This window comes from Devosia subaequoris, from assembly GCF_014197055.1.
Lineage (GTDB): Bacteria > Pseudomonadota > Alphaproteobacteria > Rhizobiales > Devosiaceae > Devosia > Devosia subaequoris.
Genome location: NZ_JACIEW010000002.1, coordinates 1 through 20,870, shown reverse-complemented (window position 1 = coordinate 20,870; position 20,870 = coordinate 1). Strand labels below are relative to the sequence as shown.

General features: G+C 59.0%; 23 protein-coding genes and 1 pseudogene. 7 read left to right on the top strand and 17 right to left on the bottom strand.

The genetic code is table 11. The features are described from left to right. Nucleotides 1-19 precede the first annotated feature (19 nt). Both queF and GGR20_RS04710 read right to left on the bottom strand, forming a co-directional pair. The gene (gene queF / locus GGR20_RS04715) at nt 20-481 is read right to left on the bottom strand and encodes a preQ(1) synthase (protein WP_183310100.1); all 462 of its coding nucleotides are present in this window, start codon (nt 479-481) and stop codon (nt 20-22) included. Further along, on the bottom strand, nt 478-1,056 hold the full coding sequence (locus GGR20_RS04710) for a VUT family protein (RefSeq protein WP_157291741.1): 579 nt from the start codon (nt 1,054-1,056) through the stop codon (nt 478-480). Before GGR20_RS04710 ends, queF begins: the two co-directional genes overlap by 4 nt. A 195-nt stretch (nt 1,057-1,251) precedes the next feature. On the opposite strand from GGR20_RS04710, the gene GGR20_RS04705 reads away from it, so the two are divergent. Next, a complete protein-coding gene (locus tag GGR20_RS04705) occupies nt 1,252-1,653 on the top strand; it encodes a hypothetical protein (protein WP_183310098.1) in 402 nt (133 codons plus the stop codon). 322 nt (nt 1,654-1,975) lie between these two features. Then, nucleotides 1,976-2,803: a FecR domain-containing protein gene (locus GGR20_RS04700; protein WP_183310097.1), complete on the top strand. Its 828-nt coding sequence runs from the start codon at nt 1,976-1,978 to the stop codon at nt 2,801-2,803. 148 nt (nt 2,804-2,951) lie between these two features. Here GGR20_RS04700 and GGR20_RS04695 read toward each other — a convergent pair whose 3' ends face one another. From GGR20_RS04695 to GGR20_RS04670, 6 genes are all read right to left on the bottom strand, one after another. Next, nucleotides 2,952-3,668: a HoxN/HupN/NixA family nickel/cobalt transporter gene (locus GGR20_RS04695; RefSeq protein WP_183310096.1), complete on the bottom strand. Its 717-nt coding sequence runs from the start codon at nt 3,666-3,668 to the stop codon at nt 2,952-2,954. Further along, nucleotides 3,665-4,969 carry an MFS transporter gene (locus GGR20_RS04690; protein ID WP_183310095.1) on the bottom strand — a complete coding sequence of 435 codons (1,305 nt, stop codon included), beginning with the start codon at nt 4,967-4,969 and terminating at the stop codon, nt 3,665-3,667. Before GGR20_RS04690 ends, GGR20_RS04695 begins: the two co-directional genes overlap by 4 nt. Before the next feature lie 11 nt (nt 4,970-4,980). Beyond that, complete coding sequence (locus GGR20_RS04685; RefSeq protein WP_183310094.1) at nt 4,981-5,256, bottom strand: metal-sensing transcriptional repressor; 276 nt, start codon at nt 5,254-5,256, stop codon at nt 4,981-4,983. A gap of 60 nt (nt 5,257-5,316) precedes the next feature. Further along, nucleotides 5,317-6,078, bottom strand: coding sequence for a hypothetical protein (locus tag GGR20_RS04680; RefSeq protein ID WP_183310093.1), 762 nt, complete (start codon nt 6,076-6,078; stop codon nt 5,317-5,319). 12 nt (nt 6,079-6,090) lie between these two features. Then, nucleotides 6,091-6,681 carry a HupE/UreJ family protein gene (locus GGR20_RS04675; RefSeq protein ID WP_183310462.1) on the bottom strand — a complete coding sequence of 197 codons (591 nt, stop codon included), beginning with the start codon at nt 6,679-6,681 and terminating at the stop codon, nt 6,091-6,093. Between the two features lie 179 nt (nt 6,682-6,860). Beyond that, complete coding sequence (locus tag GGR20_RS04670) at nt 6,861-7,187, bottom strand: hypothetical protein (RefSeq protein ID WP_183310092.1); 327 nt, start codon at nt 7,185-7,187, stop codon at nt 6,861-6,863. Nucleotides 7,188-7,514: 327 nt separating this feature from the next. On the opposite strand from GGR20_RS04670, the gene GGR20_RS04665 reads away from it, so the two are divergent. After that, nucleotides 7,515-9,710: a sensor histidine kinase gene (locus GGR20_RS04665; RefSeq protein WP_183310091.1), complete on the top strand. Its 2,196-nt coding sequence runs from the start codon at nt 7,515-7,517 to the stop codon at nt 9,708-9,710. After that, nucleotides 9,707-10,111, top strand: a complete 405-nt coding sequence (locus GGR20_RS04660) for a response regulator (RefSeq protein WP_183310090.1) — start codon at nt 9,707-9,709, stop codon at nt 10,109-10,111. The genes GGR20_RS04665 and GGR20_RS04660 overlap by 4 nt, the downstream gene beginning before the upstream one ends. A 248-nt stretch (nt 10,112-10,359) precedes the next feature. Here the strand turns inward: GGR20_RS04660 and GGR20_RS04655 are convergent, their stop codons facing one another. The 7 genes from GGR20_RS04655 to GGR20_RS04625 all read right to left on the bottom strand — a co-directional run bounded on the left by GGR20_RS04655 (nt 10,360) and on the right by GGR20_RS04625 (nt 18,208). Next, complete coding sequence (locus GGR20_RS04655; protein WP_183310461.1) at nt 10,360-12,645, bottom strand: PBP1A family penicillin-binding protein; 2,286 nt, start codon at nt 12,643-12,645, stop codon at nt 10,360-10,362. A 114-nt stretch (nt 12,646-12,759) separates the two neighbouring features. Then, complete coding sequence (locus GGR20_RS04650; protein WP_183310089.1) at nt 12,760-14,301, bottom strand: PAS domain S-box protein; 1,542 nt, start codon at nt 14,299-14,301, stop codon at nt 12,760-12,762. 283 nt (nt 14,302-14,584) lie between these two features. Continuing rightward, entirely contained in the window at nt 14,585-15,916 is a 1,332-nt protein-coding gene (locus tag GGR20_RS04645; RefSeq protein WP_183310088.1) for a sensor histidine kinase, read from the bottom strand. Next, the gene (locus GGR20_RS04640) at nt 15,913-16,575 is read right to left on the bottom strand and encodes a response regulator transcription factor (protein WP_183310087.1); all 663 of its coding nucleotides are present in this window, start codon (nt 16,573-16,575) and stop codon (nt 15,913-15,915) included. Before GGR20_RS04640 ends, GGR20_RS04645 begins: the two co-directional genes overlap by 4 nt. Then, nucleotides 16,576-17,058: a PepSY domain-containing protein gene (locus tag GGR20_RS04635; protein WP_183310086.1), complete on the bottom strand. Its 483-nt coding sequence runs from the start codon at nt 17,056-17,058 to the stop codon at nt 16,576-16,578. Between the two features lie 206 nt (nt 17,059-17,264). Further along, entirely contained in the window at nt 17,265-17,945 is a 681-nt protein-coding gene (locus GGR20_RS04630) for a DUF1236 domain-containing protein (RefSeq protein WP_183310085.1), read from the bottom strand. Between the two features lie 56 nt (nt 17,946-18,001). Then, a complete protein-coding gene (locus GGR20_RS04625) occupies nt 18,002-18,208 on the bottom strand; it encodes a hypothetical protein (protein WP_183310084.1) in 207 nt (68 codons plus the stop codon). Nucleotides 18,209-18,421: 213 nt separating this feature from the next. On the opposite strand from GGR20_RS04625, the gene GGR20_RS04620 reads away from it, so the two are divergent. Both GGR20_RS04620 and GGR20_RS18630 read left to right on the top strand, forming a co-directional pair. Then, nucleotides 18,422-19,708, top strand: coding sequence for a phospholipase D-like domain-containing protein (locus GGR20_RS04620; RefSeq protein WP_183310083.1), 1,287 nt, complete (start codon nt 18,422-18,424; stop codon nt 19,706-19,708). A 28-nt stretch (nt 19,709-19,736) separates the two neighbouring features. Then, a pseudogene (locus GGR20_RS18630) lies at nt 19,737-19,953 on the top strand (hypothetical protein); the annotation flags it as partial. A gap of 211 nt (nt 19,954-20,164) precedes the next feature. On the opposite strand, the gene GGR20_RS04615 reads toward GGR20_RS18630, so the two are convergent. Continuing rightward, nucleotides 20,165-20,368, bottom strand: a complete 204-nt coding sequence (locus GGR20_RS04615; RefSeq protein ID WP_183310082.1) for a hypothetical protein — start codon at nt 20,366-20,368, stop codon at nt 20,165-20,167. Nucleotides 20,369-20,386: 18 nt separating this feature from the next. Continuing rightward, nucleotides 20,387-20,683: an EAL domain-containing protein gene (locus GGR20_RS04610; RefSeq protein ID WP_183310081.1), complete on the bottom strand. Its 297-nt coding sequence runs from the start codon at nt 20,681-20,683 to the stop codon at nt 20,387-20,389. Nucleotides 20,684-20,700: 17 nt separating this feature from the next. Between GGR20_RS04610 and GGR20_RS19215 the strand changes: the two genes are divergently transcribed. Then, on the top strand, nt 20,701-20,870 hold a 170-nt coding region (locus GGR20_RS19215; protein WP_183310080.1), incomplete at its 3' end, for a CBS domain-containing protein.

Below are 20,870 nucleotides of genomic sequence, written 5' to 3'. Positions count from 1 at the left end.
GCGCACTAACAGACAGAACCTACCCACGGCCGCGATAGCTGGGGACGCCAGTGTCTGGTAGCCAGAGATGGCTCGGCGGCGCCCCGGTCTGCCAGAAGACGTCAATCGGGATGCCGCCGCGCGGATACCAGTAGCCGGCAATTCTGAGCCAGCGCGGCTCGAGCAGACCCACCAAACGTCGCCCGATCCCGACTGTGCAATCTTCATGGAAGGCCCCGTGATTGCGGAAAGCCGTCAAATAGAGCTTGAGGGATTTTGACTCTACCAGCCACCTATCTGGAACGTAGTCGATTACCAGATGGGCAAAGTCCGGCTGGCCGGTGACTGGGCAAATTGATGTGAATTCAGGCGCGGTGAAACGGGTCAGGTAATCGGTATCCTCGTGGGGATTGGGCACGCGTTCCAACACGGCCGTCGTGGGGTCAGTGGGTGCCGAAATGTCGCGCCCAAGCTGGCTCAGGCCAAGATGTTGCTCGCTCATGCCTGTGCTCCCTCAATGGGAGCCGCCGACGTGCGGCGTGTCTGCAACAGATGAAGCAGCGGCAACGCCAGTACCACCATCCAGCTTTTGCCTACAACCTGACCCCACATCAAGTCAGTGTTCCCAAATGCAAGTTGCAGAAAGATCAGCGTATCCACAAAGAGCCCGACGATGCTCGAGGCGAACACGGCGAGAAGCAAGCCGCGACGCCGCAAGGGCGTGAAAACCGCCATGTCTGCCAGTTCGGACACAAGAAATGCTGCGGCCGACGCAATAACCAGGGCGGGCGGCGCTATCGTGGCTGAGATGGCCGCACCGGCGACGATGGCGGCGATGGCCCAGATTGCGCCAAGACGCTGTTGCACAAAATCCCGGAGGACAAATGCAAGGCCGGCCACCAGCACACCGCTGGGCGCCAGGAGGCCGGGCGCCACTGGCACAAGACAAGGGCCATCCGGAACGCAGACAGTTCCAACATTGCCGATCATCCAGTTGGCCAGCGGTACGGTCAGGGTAAAGGCAGCAATGAGGGCTAGGCCCTCGACCTTCCAACGAAGGTTAGGCGTATCTAACATGGTATTCTCCTGCTTTCAGGCAACACAGACCTGAGCGGAGCTTTCATTGCGGGAGTCGCAGGTTCTTCGCAAGGGGCTAGCCACAGCAAGCCAACTGGCGCCGGAGCTCGGTGACCGATCTGAAAAGGTCGTGGCGGAACGAAGGAACCCGGTCGTCGGTCCGATATCTAGTTGGAATTAGCGGCGCCCGCCGCCTTGTCCACCAGCATTGTCACTGCCGAAATTGCCGCGGCCCTCATTATCGTTGCGCCGTTCGTGAGCAGCTTCCACTGCGCCGTTGCTTTTCTCGTTCGCATGCGCCAGTGCGGCTTCACGATTGTTGCCCGGCAATTTGGCAGCGGCGGCCACCGGGTTGGCGCTGACCGCGTCCTCGTCGCCGACGACTTCATCACCAAGACTGCCATCGGGTTCGCAGCCCTCAACGTCTTCAAGGCCAAAGGCTTGAAAGAGCGTGGTCGGGGCGCATTCGTCAGTGATCAGTTCTTCCTGCGCAAGAGCAGGCGCGGACAGGCAGCTGATAGCAAGCGCGATAATGGGAAGGCGGCACATACGAGACAACTCCAGTGTGAGCGCCCAATCGATATCAGCAACACGTAAACTTACCGTACCGAAATAATGAAGATTGCATCTGCTTGAACACGAGCGACAGATCTCGCGGGCGAGCGGCAGGGAGCCCTGCGCAAGCCGCGTATGTCCGAGTCAGCGCTGAGAAGGTGATCCACGGAATCGCAGCTGCCATGAGCCATATTTTGTTAAAACTGCGGTTTTCTGACGAAAAGCCCGGAAACCATCAGGCTGCGCAGATGCAAGCGGCCCCCATGATCGCAACCCTTGATTAACGACCAGCAGGTCACCCTCGTCGGCAAAGTATGAGGGGGCGGCGGCTGCCGTATAAAACTTGAAACACCATGATCGCCTAATGGCTATAGCACTTCCCATCCTTTTCCATTGCTTTGCAAACACCGTCGCTTACGCGGATGACTGGGTCGCTGAGCGACTTCGCGGCTCGGTGCTCGTTCTTCAGGAAAAAGAATGGGCCCCCCTCCAGCGAGGAGACGTCGTCTCGGACGATAGCTACATCAAGACTTTGGGAAACGGTCGGGTGACGCTTACCCGGGGAGCAGAAGCCATAGACGTCTCTGGTCACTCGATGATCCAGATTATTGATCGGAATGGCGAGAAATTCACAAACGTTCATCAGCACTACGGCCAAATCGCCGTAGAGGCGGAAAAACGGGACGTGAAGCACTTCGGCATTCTCACGCCCTATTTGGCTGCGGTGGTCAAGGGCACGGAGTTTGTCGTGAGAAGCACGAGCGCTGGGGCCCGTGTATCGGTCGATCGCGGTCAGGTGAGCGTGGAGGACCCGAATACCGGCACCTATGTCGAGATCACCCCCGGGCAATCCACCACCGTGGATCCTTCCGGTCGCTTTGAGGTTGCCGCAACCGGCGGCGCTACGTTGCCTGTCATTCGCAACGCTGACGGGAACGCAGTCAACGGCAAACCCGATCGCGATTCCCGTGGGAACGGCAAGGGTAATGCCGGCGGAAACGGTAATGCCGGTGGCAACAATAACGGCAACACAGGCGGCAACGGTAGCGGCAATGCCGGTGGCGACGGTAACGGCAGCGCTGGCGGCAACGGTAGCGGCAATGCCGGTGGCAACGGTAAGGGCAGCACTGGCGGCAACGGAAACAGCAATGCCGGTGGCAACGGCAACCCAGGCGGCAACGGAAAGAAGTAGCTGGAGGTGATCTGCCATAAAAACGGAATCAGTCGGCGGGAGGACTGGAACGATCAATCGTGGCCATCAACCTGCGCCGCACACACTCGTTCTGTTCGGTGTCTGGCGGGACAATCGCGTCGATACCGTCCGCACGGATACGCCTTCGCTACTCAAGCAGGCGTTGAATATGCGGAGTGATAACCAGCATTAACAGCACGGTGCCGCCAAGGCCGAGTATCACCCGGCCGGCAAGCTCGAAACGCCCAACGACTCCGCTCATTCTGGCGGCGCCAACATGCGCGGCCAAGCCGACCAGCGACAGCACGCTCCCCACCCCCACCAGCATCGCCAGGGCAAATATCGCGCCGGCCTCCGGAGATCCCATTGAGGTCGCCATCACCACTGTGAACAGTGTCAATGGACAGGGCACCAAACCAGCGGCCACGGCAAAAAGACCGGGATGCTCATGCGATCGCGCGGGCCAGATGGCGCGCCCGACCATCCAGACCGCAATTGCGGCGAGCAAGACCTGGCTGGTTGTTTCTAGGAGGGGCGCCCGGCCTGCCTGGGTGATAGTGCGCGACACCAGCCAGTTGGCCCCGAAGCCGATGGCGACGGCGCTGCCGATATGGGTGGCGCTGAGCAGCATCGAGGTCGCGAGGGCCTTGAGCAGACCGAGCCGCTCTCCCAGGACGAAGGTTGCGAGAACCAGCTTGTTGTGTCCCGGCGTCAGGGCATGGGCCATGCCGAACACAATAGCGAGTGGCATTGCTCCAAGCAGGGCAAGCCAGTCACCGCTCGCCGAGAACGCGCTTATCTGATCGGCAACGGACCGCTGGATATCGCCCTGCAGCGCAACCAGCCAGGCCAGGATATCGGTCATCGACCCGGCCAGCTGGCGTGCTCGGCGTCGATGACAAAGGCATGGATATGGCGATGGCCATGTCCGGCCAGATGCGGGTGACCTTCGGGCAGGTCATCATGGCTGTGCTCGATCTCGACCGGGTCACCCTGCGGCCAGAGCCGCGTCGCCGCGACGAAGCCAAAGGTCGCAATTGCGGCCATGGCGATGAACGTAAACTGCATGCCTGCTGTCGCCCCAAGCCAGCCGGCCAGCGGATAGCTGAGGAGCCATGTGGCATGGGAGAGCGCAAACTGGGCGGCGAACAGGGCCGGGCGATCTTCGGGATGGGATGAGCGGCGGATCAGGCGCCCGGTCGGCGTCTGGGTAGCCGCATAGCCGATGCCGATGACGAACCACAGCGCCAGGAGTGCGCCATGGCCGCCGACGAGACTGCCCGCCAGCATAGTACCGACAAGCAGGCCCGCCCCAACCAGCATGATGGGCCGGTCGGCGAACCGATCCAGCAGTTTTGGCAGGGCCAGCGCAGCCACCATTGAGCCGCCGCCAAAGGCGGCTAGGGCAATGGCGGTGGCCTGCTGGTCGAGCCCGAAGGACGATTGCACCAGTACGACGGTATTGACGATGACCATGGCCCCGGCGGCTGAAACGGCAAAGGTCAGCGCCAGAAGTCCTCGCAGGCGCGGCGTCTTGAGGTAAATGCGCATACCCCGGGTGGTGCGGTCGTAAATGCCGCGCGGTGCAGCGGGTTTCGGACTGGGCAGGACCACCGAAATCACCAGCAGCGCGGAGGCCAGAAACCCGATGACTGTTCCGGCAAAGAGGCTGTTGAACGATATGACCGTCAGAAGCGCTGCGGCGAGCAGCGGACTGGCCACGCTTTCGAGGTCATAGGCGAGGCGCGAAAGCGACAAGGCTCTTGTATATTTCTTTTCGTCCGGGAGCACGTCGGGGATGGTGGCTTGAAAGGTCGGCGTGAAGGCGGCGGAGGCCGATTGCAGCACGAAGATCAACACATAGACCTGCCAGATCTCGGTGACGAAGGGCAGCAGCACCGCCACCCCGGCCCGCACAAGATCGAGCCCCACCAGCATGGCCCGACGGGGCAGGCGCTCGGCAAAGGCCGATGCGATGGGCGCCACGCCCACATAGGCAATCATCTTGATGGCGAGAGCCGTTCCGAGCACGGCGCCCGCATCGGCGCCCGCGAGATCAAAGGCCAGCAGGCCAAGCGCCACCGTGGCCAGTCCCGTGCCGATCAAGGCGATGACCTGGGCCAGGAACAGGTGTCGATAGGTGCGATTGGCGAGCACGGCCAGCATCGGGAGAACCTTCAGAGGTAGCGGGTGATTTCACGGAATCCGTCAATCGCTGCACGATCGACGGAACCGTCCTGGGTGATCGCGTCATCGAGACAGTGCTCGAGATGATCGTGGATCAGCGTCTTCTTGGCCTGCTGGATGGCCTTTTCGACCGCATGCAGTTGCTGGGCGATATCGACACAGGGGCGGCCGGTCTCGATCATCTCGATCACTGATCTCAGATGCCCATCGGCTCGCTTAAGGCGTCTGACGATATCGGGGTGCGAGGCGTGGATGTGTTCGGTCATGCACCAAGGCCTATCCCCCCTGGGGGGATGGGTCAATGTCGTGATCTTCAGAGATTGGCCTTAGATCAGCTTGCGTAATTCCTGATAGTCGCCGCCTGTGCGCAGCGTCACCACGACGTCGTCACTGCCGCGATTGCGGAAGAACCAGCCATGCGTCCCCGAGACTGGCGGGATAAGTTCACCGGCGTCACTCGCCAACCCGCGACCTTTTTCATAGGTCAAGGACTGTCCCTCGCCTTCACCATGGGCATCGAAGTTGATGACGCCGCCATCGACGACGAACTCATAGGTGGCGACGGCACCAGCCTGCATGACCAGCTTATATTCCGTCCCCTCCATGGGTGTGAGGGTGAAGGTAACCTCGTCGCGCCAGAGCGGCGCGGCAACGGGTTCTGGTGCTTCAACGGGCGTAGGAACCGCGGCCAATTCGGCTGGTGCGGGAGCGACCTCAGTCGGCACTGCCACTGTTGGTTGGGTCGACTGCAGTTCCAGGATAAGGCTTTCGAGGGCATCGACCCGTGCCGCCAGTTGCTGCGTGTCTGTCGCTGGTGCAGGCGTTGGGTTCGGAATGGCTGTTCCGGCTGCAGCCGCTGCGCTCAACGCTTCTCCAGCTGCTGCCTCTTCGGCGAGCTGCATTTTGATCTGCCCCATGGCGGTCAGGCCTGTCAGCCGTCCGAACCCGGTGGGGTCGATACCGTATTCGGAGGGCAGCACGACGGTGACGAGGATGGCCAGGGCACTGACCCCGGCGATGACGGTCGAGCGGATCAGGCGGTCCGTGGTGGGCAGGTCCGCTTTGCTGGGAAAGTCGGTATTGTACATGGGAAGTGATCCTTAGGGCACGACCATGAGGCCGACGAGCTGGTATCCGAACAGCACGAAACCGGCGCACATCATGGCGACGTTGGCAGAATAGGCGAGCTTCCAGAACGAGCGCGTGCGCCGCCAGAAACCCATGACGATGAGGATGGCGGCCAAAGCCAGCAATTGCCCGATCTCGACCCCGACATTGAAAGCGATGAGGTTTGGCAGGAGTCCATCCGGCGACATGTCGTATTCAAGCACCTTGGTCGCGAGACCCAGGCCATGGAACAGGCCGAAGATCAGGGTCGCCGCCTTGGTATTGGGCTGGAAGCCAAGCCAGCGCTGGAAGGCGCCGATATTGTCCAGCGCCTTGTACACCACCGAAAGCCCGATGATGGCATCGATGAAATAGGAGCTGATGGCCCAGTTGAAATAGACGCCCAGCAGCATTGTGGTGGAATGCCCGATGGCGAACAGCGACACGTAGATGCCGATATGCTCCATCCGATAGAGGAAGAAGATGACGCCGAGCAGGAACAGGATGTGGTCATAGCCGGTGATCATGTGCTTGGCGCCCAGATAGACATAGGGCAGCAGGTTCCAGCCGGTGATTTCGGCGATATAGCCGGCGTCGGACGTGTCGACGCCATGCGCCTGAACGGCGACCGGTCAAGGCGAGGGTAGCCGCCAGCACCAGGAGAGCGGTTGCGATCGGCCTGAATGGCCAAATCGCCCGCGGGAGATTGGGGGTCATAGAATTGGTCCGTGCATGTGAACGTGAGGGGCTTGCCCCTGGCGGGTCACAGCAAGGTTTTAGGTGGTCTCTCGGTGCCGAACCGGATCGAGCTCTTGATGCTCAAGACCACGCCGCCGGGCCAATCGGGCGAAAGATGGACCAAGGCGACTGTCTGGGCACTTGGATGATGGGGCACGTCATGGGCATGATCGGTGGCGTCGTGGATATCCGCGCCGACATCACCATGGGCGTGGCCGTGCGATTCCACGGCTTCGACAACGGCCCCAATGACATGCGAATGCGCTGCCGCAGCCACGACCGGCGTGGCGAGCAGCGAGGCAAAGACCAGGGCGACGAGCGCCGTCAGCCATGTGATTGGCCATTTCCGCATGGTTCGAAGTTTGCCCCGGTCTGGTTAATGCGCGCTAAAGACGAGGTGCGGCACCTCGGCGCGGCTTCGTTCGCCCATGAGGGTGGCTGTTCTATGGCAGAAGACCGGTGCCGAGGCCGATAGCGCCCAGCGTCCACAACGTGCCATGCGAAAGACCAGGATGGCCGCCAGGATGCAGAGGACCGCGCAAGCCAATCGATGGTGTGGAACGCCGGCATGAGGCCCACGGAAACCTACGAGTTTGTTCAGAAAACGACGTGCATCGTGTCGACACGGCAGGATCCCTGCATGGCTCGCTTCCCATAATGCCCGCTATATGTTGCAGTCATGAAACGATACGACCATCTCGATTCCCACCTGGCAACAGACAGATACATAGCGGCAGATATGATCAATACCTTCGACGATGTACCTGTCCTCATCTGGCTGTCAGACGCTGACTATAGCGGCACCCATTTCAACCGATCCTGGCTTGAGTTCACGGGTCGGACGCTTGAGCAGGAAACCGGTGGTGGATGGATGTCGGGGATTCACCCTGACGACCTGGGTGCCGTGGAGGCCTATGCTGATGCGCTAAAGGCCCGCGCGCCATTCCAGGCGGAGTACCGCCTTCGCCGTCACGACGGGGAATGGCGCTGGATGCTTGATAGCGGCCGTCCTAGGATCGCCAGCGACGGTTCCTTCGACGGATATATCGGTGCCTGCGTCGACATTACTGAACGCAAGGAGGCCGAGGCTGCATTGCAGCGAAGCCAGGAGCGCCTCGCGCTTGCCCAGGAAGCGGCATCTGTGGGAACCTATGATTGGGACGTCGGCGGGAACGCGATCTCCTGGTCGGCTGAAATGTTCCGGCTATATGGGATCGATCCAGAGACCGCCCCTGAGAATATTTATCCCGCCTGGCTGGAACGACTGCATCCCGAAGATCGTGAGCGGGCAGATCGGGAAACAAGTGAGTTCGTCGAGCATGCGGACCAGTTGACGATCGAGTTTCGGATCATTCATCCCCAAGACGGTATACGCTGGATCCAGGGCCGTGGACGCGTCGTCCGTGACAGCGTAGGCCGGCCGCTGCGGATGATCGGTGTCAATTTCGATATGACGGAACAGCGAAGAACCGAAGAAGCTCTGCGGGAAAGCGAACAGCGCCTCAGCGATATAGCAGCAAATTTTCCGGGCATAATCTTCCGTCGGATCACCTATCCAGACGGACGAGTAGAGTATCCCTATTTCAGCGGCGTCGACGGGTCCGTATTTCACATTGCGCCGGAGCGGATCGCAGAAATGCGGACAATGGAGGATGTCTCCAGGCTGATTCACTTCGAGGATCTCCCTGCGATGATGGACAGGTTCAGGAAGGCGGCAGACTCTCTGTCGCCACTGGACCTCGAAGGGCGCGTTCTAGGCGATAATGGCGAGGTGACCTGGGTTAGGTCGCTGTCTCGTCCGCATCCTGGTCCCGACGGCTCCCTGATCTGGGATGGTGTCATCCTCGACGTGACGGATCAGCATCGGCGCGAGGGAGAACGCGAACGTGCGGCGACAATGCTGCACATGGGAATGGAGGTCGCTGGCATCGGTACCTGGGAATTCGATCCCCAGGATCAGACCATCACTGGCTCAGGCGCAACCAATCCGATCTTTGGCCTTCCTCAGGATAGCGCAACGCGTTCTGTCGCAGACTACTTGAAGGCCATTCACCCGGATGACGTTGATCGCATTCGGCACAGCCTTCTCGCAGGAGTAGAACAAAAGGCAACCATCCCGCTCGAATATCGGATCCTCGCGCCCGACGGGGCGATCCGTTGGATTGCCTCACAGGGCTCCTACAGGCAGTTGGCCGACGGCACCGAGTGGATGATCGGCGCGCTTTTCGACGCAACCGACCGGAAGCGAAGGGAAGAAGAGCGGGAGGCAGCGCTCGACCACCAAAAGATGCTGCTGAAGGAACTGAACCATCGGGTTAAAAACAATCTGCAGATGATCTCCAGCATGATGCGGCTGCAGCTGTCACGCCTCACAGATGCAGGTTCTAGGCAGGCTCTGGAAAGCACCATCGAGCGTGTGCAGGCGATCAGCGATCTGCAGGTGCAGCTAGGCCCCGAGGGCGGGGTGGGCCGTATCGATTTCGGGGCCCACCTTGAGGCGCTTGCGGAGAAATTCCGAAAATCGCTGCTGTCCGGAACCGCAATCACGCTCCATTGCGAGGCCGATCATTGCATGCTCGATCTCGACAGAGCGGTGCCTCTAGGTCTCATAGTCAACGAGCTGGTCACCAATGCCATCAAATATGCGTTCCCCGAGGGTGAGGAGGGCAGCATCTACATCACATTGGTGTGCCATGACGAGGAGATCGTCGTGCAAATTGCTGACGATGGATATGGGATACAGACTCCAACTGAAGCAGCGAAAGGCTCCGGGCTGGGGATGAAGCTGGTCGAGGGGATGCGGCGACAGATCGGCGCGACCATCGAACCCTTGGAGGGGCAAGGCACGAGATTCCAGATCACAGTGCCATCATGACTCCAGAAGCTCCCACCCCGCGGTCCGGTTCAAATGCTCCGAAACGCATTCTCATAGTCGAAGATGAATTCCTGATCGCCTTGTCCGCCGAGGAGGCGCTGCTGGCCGAAGGGTTCGACGTCGTGGGTGTGGCAGCCACATTCGAGCAGGCGTTGAGCATCGCCGAGAGGGAACGGCCGGATCTGGTCCTGATGGATATCCGACTTGCCTCGTCGCGCGATGGTGTGGACACGGCGATCGAGATTAGGCGTCGCTTTGGCCTGGCTTCACTGTTTACCTCCGCCAACCAGGACCCCGAAAATGTCGCCCGTGCTCAGGTAGCCGAACCCGTTGGCTGGCTGCCTAAACCTTATAACATTGAAAGTCTCATCGCGGCTGTGTGCAAGTTCGCCGCGCGGTAGGCTTGCCGAATATTATACTGCAGCAGCGCACGACAAATGCGCTCCACCGCCCGTCCAGAGCACTTGGCCAACCGATGCGGCCGACATTGGCAGCATCCACGGGACAGATAGCGTGAGGAGCTGCCCAGCCTCAGCCTTCTTGCGTCCGCGCTTTGGCTTCAGCACCGGTTTGCGACCTAATTATAGTCCCATCTGCTTGACACAAGGCAAATGCCTCGAACCGCAACGTGCCACCCGGGCAAGGTGCGCTACTTCTCGCAGATGCGCCGCGGACCGGAATAGGGTTGGAAGGTACAATCAGAAGCTCGGAAGGAGCGGTAGCTCTGGGAACAAACCTGAATGTTGCATAGTGGCGGCGCGTCTGCTGAAGACGATGCGCCAGTCGAGGGCTGCACTATCGATCCATCAGAAGTCCCCTCAGCCGACACGGCACTGGTCATGAAATGCTGCCAAATCAGCGCGGGCAGTTTTCCTCCGGTCACTTCTTCCATGGGAGAGTTGTTGTCGTTACCGACCCAGACGCCAACCGTGTAGTTCTCGTCGAAGCCAATGAACCAGGCATCTCGATAGTCTTGGCTGGTGCCTGTCTTGCCGGCCGCGAACCTGTCGATACGGGCGGCCTGACCGGTGCCACGCTCAACGACCAACTGCAGAAGACCCAACATGTTGGTATGCACCTGACTGAGGTCTGTAAGGGCCGAGGAGCCCGAGCGGATGGTGAAGGGCTGTCCCCGTGGCGCCTGAAAAGTTTCGATCGCGTAAGGCTGAATTGGCGCTGCACCGGCTCGAAGCGAGGCGAAAGCACCGGTCAGATCGAGAAGGGTCAGCTCCGAGGCGCCGAGCAGCATACTGGGCGTCTCCTGAAGCGGAGCATCTATTCCCAGTTCGCGTGCGGCCTCCACTACAGCAGGCAAACCGATCTCCATGCCCATGCGCACCGTGGCAACGTTGAGCGAACGGGCAAACGACTCGGCGACGGTGACGCGGCCAGAAAACTCGCCATCGATATTTTCTGGTGACCAACCATCGATCTCGATCGGGCTGTCGTCTAATTGCGTGTCGGGCTGAGCGCCTAACTTCAAGGCTGCATAGTAGGGGAATACCTTGAACGTCGAGCCAGGCTGGCGCGGCGCCAAGGCTCGGTTGAACTGACTCTCGTTGTAGTCCACGCCGCCTACCATCGCCAAAACGCCGCCTTCGGGGCTCAACACAACCATAGCTGCTTGAGACGCCCCGGAACCGGCGGCATGTTCCGCAAGGATCGCGGCAACAGACTGCTCAGCCACTGACTGCAGTTCCGGGGACAAGGTAGTGGTCACTATAGCACTGCCGCTAAACTGCCCGGCTATGTCCTGCGCCTCTGCCATCGCCCAGTCAGCGAACCACGTTCCCGTGCCGAGGTCTGGGCGTCGGGGGCGCAATTGCGCGGAATGCAACTGAGCCTCCAACAGTTCGTCTTCGCTGAGATAGCCGCTGGCTTGCATGGCATTTAGGACCACCCCAGTCCGGTCAAGGGCGCCCTCCAGGTTTTCGAGTGGGTTGAGCGCGGAGGGCGAGGCAATTAACCCTGCCAAGAGGGCGCCTTCTGCCAAGCTCAGTTCGGAGACGCCCTTGTCAAAGTAGACGCGTGCTGCTGCCGGCATGCCGGTGGCACCGGCGCCAAGATAGATATTATTGAGGTATAGAGCGAGGATCTCGTCTTTGCTTTGTGATCGTTCGAGCCACAACGAGAGGAAGACCTCCTGCACCTTGCGCCGCACGGTTCGGTCGGGTTCGAGATAGAGGATCTTGAGCAGTTGCTGGGTGATGGTGCTTCCACCTTCCCGCACCTCGCCGGCAAAGATGTTGCGCGACAATGCGCGGCCGATGCCCCACACGTCTACGCCCCAATGATCGTAAAATCGCCGGTCCTCGATCGCGATCACCGCCTCCACGACATGATCAGGGTACTCATCCAAGCCAGCCGGTATTTCCTGATACGGTCCTTGCTGGATGAGGGGTGAGCCGTCGACCGTTGTAAGAACAATAACTTGGCTCCCCATTTGGCCCGCCGCAATCCGGTCCAGCGGCACATCGTGCAAGGCCCAGATCATGATCCCAACAACGGTGACAAAGAAGGTGACCAACAGCCCCGCAGCACCGATCGCCAGCTTTTTCCGGCTCAAGCGGGAGCGGGCCACGGCGTCCGGATTATCCTGTTCCGAATCCGGTTCGGAATTTTGACCTTCAGCCGTCACGGGCGCCTTGCCGCTCCGGATTGAATGGTCCTTGTCGATCAGGGAGGTCACCGCGTTGCGCGCGGCTGTATCCGCGCTTATGAAATGCGGTTGTAAGCTCACCCAGAGCTGTCGCAGGTCCCGGAGCGCAGCGCGGAAAAGCACCACGGCTGCCTGGCTCGTACTCGGAGGAGTTTGGTTCGCTGGATCGGTGGTCTCAAAGGGCTGGCCAGTAGTGTCCGCAGCAGATTCATTCACGGGGGCAGGCGCTTCGGGAGCTGGAACTACAATAGAAAGCTTCGGTGGGCGCTTGGGCATGAAGGGGTCTCAAGGTGCTGCTGGCATCAAAACGGTCAGAGTGCCGGGAAAGTTCATCGGGCACACGTTGCCTAGACCCCTGGAGTGTTCAGCCGGTCGGTGGCCCTAGCTTAACTACAGCGACTCCCAATGCATCGCGGCGACCTGCGTGAGAGGCAAAACCATGACGAAACGAAATCCGTTCGCGTCTAGAAATCTCTCGTAACGTCCTCCCAACCGGCCGGCAATCATCGTCCGCAACAGGCGGCTACCGAAGCCTTCGTTGAATGGCTTTGGCTCTACCACTCGATTGTCCGGCTCGATCCATTCGATCTCAAGCTCGGACTCGTCTTGGACAACGCGCCCTTGGATCGACACCCGCACGCCCAGCTCGGCCTTGCCGTATTTCAGTGCATTCGTAGCGAGTTCATTGAACACCAGTGACAATGGCATGACGGCTTCGCTTCTGATCATCATCGGCGGAACGTCGAGCAGGATATCGTCTTGCGCGGGTAACACCCCAAGCGCTCCAACAATGACGCGATCAAGCAATACGCCCTGTTCTGCCTCGAGGATGGACATGCGATTGGCCTGCCCCATCGCGGCAATGCGGCTGAGAAACGATTGATCCAATTCATCCTTGGAGGCCGCCCGTCGCGAGCATATCTGATAGATCGAAGATAGAACGGTCAGGCTGTTACCAAGGCGGTGCACCATTTCCCGATGCAGAAGCTGGCGGGTTTCAGCTGCTCTCTTCTTCTGAATTGCCGCGCCGACCTGGCTTCCCACTGTTTTGAGAACTTGCAATATTTCGTCGTCGAGGCGCGAGGCACTGGTGCCGAAAAACTCCAAAACGGCGCGCAGCTCGCCGCCCTCAATGACCGGCAATGACACCGCGCGTGTCAGCCCAACCTCGGAAAAGACCTGCCTGCGTAGAAATTTGGGATTTCGAACGATGTCGCTGAGAACCTGAAGCTCTCCCGATTGCCAGGCCAGACCAGGCAAGCCCTCGCCGCGCCCGAAGGTCATCCTTGAGGTCACGTCCACGACAGGACGATACCTTTCGTTTTGCAGGTACCATATGCCTGCAGATGCAAGTGACTCAGCGCTAATGTCGGCGCGTTTCAAGAAGACGTGTGCGGCATCCAACCCGGCCAACTTGCAAACCTGTTCGAGCGCATAGCGGGCGAAATCATCGAACGGGGTATCATCGATGAGTTTGAGCCCAAGGTTCAGAAGCAAGGTCGCCTCTGATGCCCGTAGGTCCTGACTTCGATGGAATGCCGCCTCCAGTTCCAGACTGCGAATAAAGGCATAGAAGACCGCGGGTTGACCTTGGTCGTGAACCGCAAAAATTGAGAGTTCGACAGGAAACTCGGCGCCGGTGCGCCTGGTCGCAGTGATCCTAATTTTCTGTTCCAGCACCGGACCGTGGCCCGTCCGATTGTAGTGCTCCAGACCCTGCGCGTGGGCTTGCCTATGCTGATTTGGGACAATGAGGTCCGCCATCAAGGCGCCTAAGGCTTCCCGCTCAGACCAACCAAACATCTCTTGGGCCGCGGTATTCCAGGCAATGACAGCGCCAGAGCTATCCATGCCCACCACCGCATCGAGCGCACGGTCAAACAGTGACTTTAGGTGGTCCACGGGTTCTCCTTGACTGTCGGGATAGTTCATCGAATTGAATCTCTCAGGAGCATCCTTGTAGGACCCAACACCTGACAAAACGCTGACGTGCCCTGACAAGAAAAAATAATCAAATTTTCAACCACTTAAAGGAACTGCTTGTCTGGGCACCCATTGACTGAGCAGGCATGATTTCGGCTTTATGGGGTCCGGCAAATGACATCGCTTCTGCTTTTTGGATTTTTTTTCGTTTTCGGCAGCGCGGCAAGCTGCTTGCTGCTGTTCCCGCAGTCTGGTCAATCGTCAGATACAAGGCGGGCCCGGCAGGATATGTCTAGCGTGCCAGAGGCAAGATAATCAGCACCTCCAACCCGCCTTCAGACGCCCGAGCAAATGATAGCCGGCCCCCATTCTGGGCCACGATTTCAGAGGCAATGGCGAGTCCCAGCCCACTACCTGGCTTGCTTTCGTCCAAACGGCGCCCCCGCTGTCCGATTTCAGCAAGCAAGCTGTCGTCTATCCCTGGACCGTCATCTGCAATCTGCAAATGCGCGTATTCCGATTGACAGCTGGCACGGACGACAACCCGCTCCTTTGCCCATTTTGCAGCGTTTTCGAGGATTACACCAATAAGCTCCAGGAGATCCTGACGGTGGACATTGACCTGCACATTCTCAACAAGCTCGGCCATCCAGAAGAGGTGTTCTCCTCTTCCTGTCTTTTTCAGAACGGCTATTGTTCTGACCACGGCGTTCGTGATGGAGACACTCTCGCGCTGACTACCCCGCCGGGCTCGAAGGACCGAGAGCCTTAGATGATAGTCGATGTGCTTTGAAGCCTCCATAACCACATCGTCAATTGCATCTGCCTCCGCGCTCTGGCCTTGTTCTCGCAGTTGATGGGTGACCCCCTGAAGAGCAGCCAAGGGCGTTTTCAGTCCGTGCGCGAGATCGGAAGCCCGCTGCCGTGCCTTCTCCAGTGTCTCTTCTCTCTCACCCAGGAGCGCATTTATCTCGTTGACCAGGGGCTGGACCTCAACTGCCAGATGTGGCTCGAGACGGCTACGTCTACCTTGCCGAATGTCGTCGATAGCGCTGCGAAGACGATCAAGAGGTAAGAGGCCAAAATGTATCAACAACCAACCGAAGGCGAGCATCAGTGCGCCCAGCAAGGCAAGCAGGATCGTCACGCCGCCGGAAAACTGAGCGCCCGTTGAGTGCACCGCAGTGTGATCTTCTCCCACGGCAACTCGAATGGATTGATCTTTCACCCAGATAGTCCGGACGAGAAAGATGAAGTGCTCTTCTGAACTACCATCCAAATGATGCAGACCATCATTGAGACCTTCCAACGGTATGATCATGTCCCACAGGGATCGCGAACGGGCCAAGCCATTCGGCCAATTTCCCTGAACTTGCCAATACCGCCCTCCTAAAGGCGTTTCGTAGCGAGGATCAGGCAGCGAGGCAGCGAAGTTGATGTCGGGCGGCTCCACGTCCATCAAGGCGATGAGGCGATTCAGATTTGCCGAAAGGTCTTCTACAATATCCCGTTCAACACTCGCGACGAATATGGTGTGGAGTATAACAGCCGTGGCGGCCAGTGAGACGCCCACCCACAGTGTGGCCAGGCCCAGCAGCCGAAGTCGAATGGACCGGGAATTCAAAACCCGTCGCCTAATGTGTAGCCAAAGCCTCGCCGGGTTGTGATGACGTCCTGTCCAAGCCGCTTGCGCACCCTGGCGACCAGTACTTCGACAGCGTTTGATCCCAGTTCATAATCCTGACGGTAAAGATGCTCGGTAATTTCAAGCTGAGATAAGACGCGCCCGCGATTGTGCAGCAGGTAAGAGATGAGCCGATATTCCTGTGGCGTGAGATCCAATGGCACACCGTCTTTAGAGATCTGCTGTGAACGTAAATCTACTTCGTACGGCCCCAGTTTGGTGCGAGATGAGGCCAGCCCGCCTGCTCTTCGAATGAGTGCCCGGAGCCGCGCCACGACTTCCATGATGTGGAACGGCTTGACCACGTAGTCGTCAGCGCCCGCTTCGATACCTTCGACCCGTTCTTCCCACTGTCCGCGCGCCGTCAGGATGAGCACAGGCATTGTGCGTCCCGACCGTCTCCAACGCCGCAATACCGAAAGTCCGTCCATTTGCGGAAGTCCTAGGTCGAGCAGGACCGCGTCAAAGGCCTCTGTCTCTCCACGATAAAGAACCGCCTCACCATCGCTTTCATGCTCGACGTAGAACCCTGATTTTTCCAAGGTCGCTATGAGAGCCGCTGCGACATGGTCGTCGTCTTCAGCCAGGAGAATGCGCAATTATCGCCTCCCGATATAGGCGCCGGTCCGGGCATTGTAATGGTACACGTTCACCTGTCCATTGCCATCGATTACCTTTAATTCATACACGAAAGCGGAGCCAATCTTGAGGAGAGCAGCATCGATGATCTGGCCGGCTTGCTGCTGTTCGACACGCCGGGCAAAACTTACAAGCGGCAAAGCATTGTGATTTCGAAGGGCCTCAAGCACGTCATCGGCCGACAAAATGCGCCGTGATTGTGGTGCTGCGTCAGGGTGAGGCTCTTCCTTTGTCTGCGACCTGCCAGTACTTGGGACGTGATCGCTGGCGGACGAAGGCGCGTGAGAAGGGTTTAAGGGGACGGCCGGGCTTGTTGGAGCGGCCCCAACCGCATCCTCGGTCGCCTGGAGCTTGAGCGGAATGTCCACGCTCAGTCCTTGGCCAAAACTCGGTACGATCGATGCCAGTACCGCATAAAAGAGGAAGTTGGCGCGCACAAACATGGAGCCAGCATATCCTATCTCAGCTGACATTCAGCTTACGAACCGCGCTGATATCTCTGATCTTAAAACTTTAAGACGGCCGGGGCTAAACGGGCAGCTGAACATGCGCCAATTACGGATGGGCGACGCCACTGAGGTCAAGGTGGCGCCGCCATACCATGGCTATATCGAGGGCACCACTTAGCTAGTGCCAGGCCACAGTCTTCTCAGCGGATGACGTATACGATCTGCCGGGTGCCCGGGTCTACCAGTGCACGCTGGCCGTTAATGTACACGTATCGGTAGTCGTAGTCTGGCACTACGCTGAGGGTCACACTCTCTGGGACGGTTGCGCCGACAACCACTTCGCCTTCCAGATAGACGGTGTCCACAGGATTGGATGCAACATAGGTGCGGACGGTTTCGGGGGGATCAATGATAGCCCCTGCAGTCGCGCCTGTTGCGGCGCCCACAGTGGCGCCAACGGCTGCGCCTATGGGGCCGCCGACCAGAGCGCCCACAATCGCGCCACTCCCGGCCCCAGTGACAGCGCCGCCCGCTGCAGATCCGCTGTCGGTATAGGTAACGGTCTCGATGCCGACGTCGGCATAGCTATCCGTCATCACTACGACGGCGCCGGAGCGGTCAGCTGTCAAATAGTCTGAGTAGGACCAACCGGTAACACCGTTATACGAAACACGGCACCATTTACTGGCGTCCAGGCACCCTTCAACCGTCACACTATCCCCCGAGGCGATAAAGCCGACCGCTTCGAACTGCGGTCCCGGACCAGAGCGGATGTTGAGCTCTGTCGTCGCGGTTGCCGCCGCGGTCTGCGCAAGTGCCGCGCCCATCATGGCAGTTGTGACCAGTACAGCGGCAGTTGTCTGGGTAAAAAGCTTGTTCATGATAATCTCCTTTGCTGAGCCCTCAGGAGACCAGCTCGTAATTCGGGGTTGAAGGGCTATTCGGTCACTGTGACTTCAGGCAGATCGACATTGACGGAGCCGCCGTTGCCGGAAATTCCGCCATTTACCAGCCAGATGATCAAAAATACTGCGAGGATGGCGGCGATTATGCCGCCGATTATGCCAAACGGACTCCCGCCACCGACGACTACCGTGTCGGTCCTCGCAGGACGTTCCACTATTGTTTCTCGTTCTATGGGCATGTTCGCTCTCCAATCATTGTCGTGACAACGAACGCGCGACCCTACGAGAGGTTTCTTGTAACTAACTGATTCCGCGATGATATTTAGATCACACGTTGTGTAAGGTTGCCGTAAGCTCTGGCCGTCTAGTGTGGTTCCGGGGCGCCGTGACGAATTAGGTACGACACATTGCGGCCGCTGACCCTTTGCCAGCGCAAACCGACCGGAGGCCGTGTGACACTCTTCTCCAAACGCACTTTCGCCATCACCTTGGCCGCGGTAATCGGGGCCATAGGAACGCTTCTTGTCGTCATCTTAACCCCCGAGCCCCATGAACTGACAGGGCCGGTTCCCGCCACGCTCAGCACGACGAGCAACGCCGATTTTGTGCGCTCCATGCTCGGCATTCACTCGGGTCAATACTCTGCAGGCAACGAGGTCCTCACCTTGCAGAACGGCGCCGAGATCTTCCCAGCGATGTTGGACGCGATCGCCAACGCGGAAGCGTCAATCAATCTAGAAACCTACGTCTATTGGAGCGGGGCCATCGGTGCTCGTTTCGCGGAGGCACTGGCCGAGCGCGCGGCGGCGGGCGTAGAGGTCAATGTCCTATTGGATTGGCAGGGTAGTGTGCCGATGCGTCCCGAGCTTATCGAGCTCATGACGGCAGCAGGTGTTGTCGTCGAGCGCTTCCGGCCTGTTCACTGGTACACCATAGATCGGCTGAATTCCCGTACCCACCGAAAGCTGCTTGTTGTGGATGGCCGGATAGGCTTCATCGGCGGTGTCGGCATCGCCGACAAATGGCTGGGAGATGCTCGAAACCCGGACGAGTTTCGCGAGCTCCACTACCGCGTCGAGGGTCCGATAGTTGCCGCTATGCAAGGGGCGTTTGTCTTTAACTGGGTGGAGGCTTCTGGACACACTTTGCAGGGGCCGGCCTATTTCCCGGAACTTGATACCAGCGACGATGGGCAACTAGCCCAGTTGGTGTATTCGACGACGGGTGCACGCAACGTTATGCATCTCATGCTCATGACTGCGATTTCCGCCGCCCAGAACAACATCCGCATAGGCACGGCATACTTTGTGCCAGATGAAATCGCACTGAGACAGCTCCTCGCTGCGCGGGAGAGAGGCGTGAGGGTAGACATAATGGTCCCCGGCAAACACACAAACAAAGACGTGGTTCGGTCCGCGTCGCGGCACTTCTGGGGGGATCTGCTGCGGGCTGGAGTGAATATCTACGAGTTCGATCCAACCATGTACCATGCGAAGATGATGATAGTGGATGACCGATGGACAACGGTTGGTTCTGCCAATTTTGACGAGAGATCGTTTCGCCTCAATGACGAGGCGAACCTAAATTTGTTCGGTGCTGACTTCGCACGTGAGCAAATCCAGATATTCGAACAAGATCTCGCGAAATCGACCCCCGTTTCGCTTGAGCAATGGGAGGACCGGCCAATCTCTGAAAAAGCACTCGATTGGCTCGCCAGCGTTTTGCGCGTTCAACTATAGCGCCCGTTCAACCGTGTTCGGGGGCATATGGCGCTCGATTCCCATTGCGCTCTTCATCGGCACCGCGGGGAGCGGTGTCAGTGTTCGAGGTGGTCTACATGGATCGGCGTGCGCTTAAATGCGCCTATATCGGCGGCTGTAGCAACTTGCCGCTGGCCTACGATTCGCTCGCTGACAACCTGATGATAGTTGCGCCGGCGGACGCTACTCTCCAGCATGATCCTAACCAGCAGTCGGCTATCTAGGCTCCGCTCTCCAAATCCAGACTAACCGCAACCGGCCCCTCAAAGGTCACCTGCGAGCCTGGCGGGAAGGGGCAGGGGGCTTCAATAACCTGCCGATCGGCAACGCGCCGCAACACGGGCGAATGCGATGGGGCGGCGCATAAGGAGATCTGCAAGCTCTCCAATCGCAACCAGCTATGTCCATGTGCTGGGAGCGCAAAACACCCCTTCATCATTCGGTTTGGCTACGCGCAGCGTGTTCGATTAGGCGGGCCACGGTCTCGGCGGTTTCCTTGACCGCGACAACGTTGTTGCCGCCCGTGACCCGAAGCTGACAGCCGCCAGCCTGGTCCGAAAACGAGATGATATGGTCGACATTGACGTAGACGGTAGGGCGAGCCGATGCCACAGCGCTCGTCAGTTTGATGATCTGCATGAAGTGTGCTCCACTTTCTCAAGTCTTCTTGTAGAATTTGTCTTGGTTGCCCTGACAGTCTCTCTCCCGCAACCAGGATTGCAGGCTCTCTGCCGACATGGGCCTGGCAAACGCATAACCCTGGAGATAATCGCGACCCAACCGGCGCAGCAGATCGGCATGCGCCTTGGTCTCGACGCCTTCGGCCACGACTTTTAGCCCAAGGGTCTTGCCCGTGCCGATAATCGATAAAGATTTAGTCTTTGATCTTATCGCAGAATTCCTGACCCTCCCCGTCTTCGGAACCAGCCGAAAAATCAGACGTTTGGTGTCCAAACCTAAGGAGAACAGCGATGCAAGTTCAAGAAATCATGAGCCGCAGCCCAGCCTGCTGCGGCCGCGCCGATACCATTCGGGATGCAGCGCAAATCATGGCAGAGAAATCGGTTGGGTCCGTACCGGTTGTCAATGATATGGGAGAGCCAGTGGGGATCGTCACCGATCGCGATATCTGCTGCGGCGC

What these genes read in the sequence shown, in the direction of transcription:
- queF (WP_183310100.1), bottom strand. Translation starts at nt 481, where the DNA reads ATGAGCGAGCAACATCTTGGCCTGAGCCAGCTTGGGCGCGACATTTCG.
- GGR20_RS04710 (WP_157291741.1), bottom strand. Translation starts at nt 1,056, where the DNA reads ATGTTAGATACGCCTAACCTTCGTTGGAAGGTCGAGGGCCTAGCCCTC.
- GGR20_RS04700 (WP_183310097.1), top strand. Translation starts at nt 1,976, where the DNA reads ATGGCTATAGCACTTCCCATCCTTTTCCATTGCTTTGCAAACACCGTC.
- GGR20_RS04695 (WP_183310096.1), bottom strand. Translation starts at nt 3,668, where the DNA reads ATGACCGATATCCTGGCCTGGCTGGTTGCGCTGCAGGGCGATATCCAG.
- GGR20_RS04690 (WP_183310095.1), bottom strand. Translation starts at nt 4,969, where the DNA reads ATGCTGGCCGTGCTCGCCAATCGCACCTATCGACACCTGTTCCTGGCC.
- GGR20_RS04685 (WP_183310094.1), bottom strand. Translation starts at nt 5,256, where the DNA reads ATGACCGAACACATCCACGCCTCGCACCCCGATATCGTCAGACGCCTT.
- GGR20_RS04680 (WP_183310093.1), bottom strand. Translation starts at nt 6,078, where the DNA reads ATGTACAATACCGACTTTCCCAGCAAAGCGGACCTGCCCACCACGGAC.
- GGR20_RS04670 (WP_183310092.1), bottom strand. Translation starts at nt 7,187, where the DNA reads ATGCGGAAATGGCCAATCACATGGCTGACGGCGCTCGTCGCCCTGGTC.
- GGR20_RS04665 (WP_183310091.1), top strand. Translation starts at nt 7,515, where the DNA reads ATGAAACGATACGACCATCTCGATTCCCACCTGGCAACAGACAGATAC.
- GGR20_RS04660 (WP_183310090.1), top strand. Translation starts at nt 9,707, where the DNA reads ATGACTCCAGAAGCTCCCACCCCGCGGTCCGGTTCAAATGCTCCGAAA.
- GGR20_RS04655 (WP_183310461.1), bottom strand. Translation starts at nt 12,645, where the DNA reads ATGCCCAAGCGCCCACCGAAGCTTTCTATTGTAGTTCCAGCTCCCGAA.
- GGR20_RS04650 (WP_183310089.1), bottom strand. Translation starts at nt 14,301, where the DNA reads ATGAACTATCCCGACAGTCAAGGAGAACCCGTGGACCACCTAAAGTCA.
- GGR20_RS04635 (WP_183310086.1), bottom strand. Translation starts at nt 17,058, where the DNA reads ATGTTTGTGCGCGCCAACTTCCTCTTTTATGCGGTACTGGCATCGATC.
- GGR20_RS04630 (WP_183310085.1), bottom strand. Translation starts at nt 17,945, where the DNA reads ATGAACAAGCTTTTTACCCAGACAACTGCCGCTGTACTGGTCACAACT.
- GGR20_RS04625 (WP_183310084.1), bottom strand. Translation starts at nt 18,208, where the DNA reads ATGCCCATAGAACGAGAAACAATAGTGGAACGTCCTGCGAGGACCGAC.
- GGR20_RS04615 (WP_183310082.1), bottom strand. Translation starts at nt 20,368, where the DNA reads ATGCAGATCATCAAACTGACGAGCGCTGTGGCATCGGCTCGCCCTACC.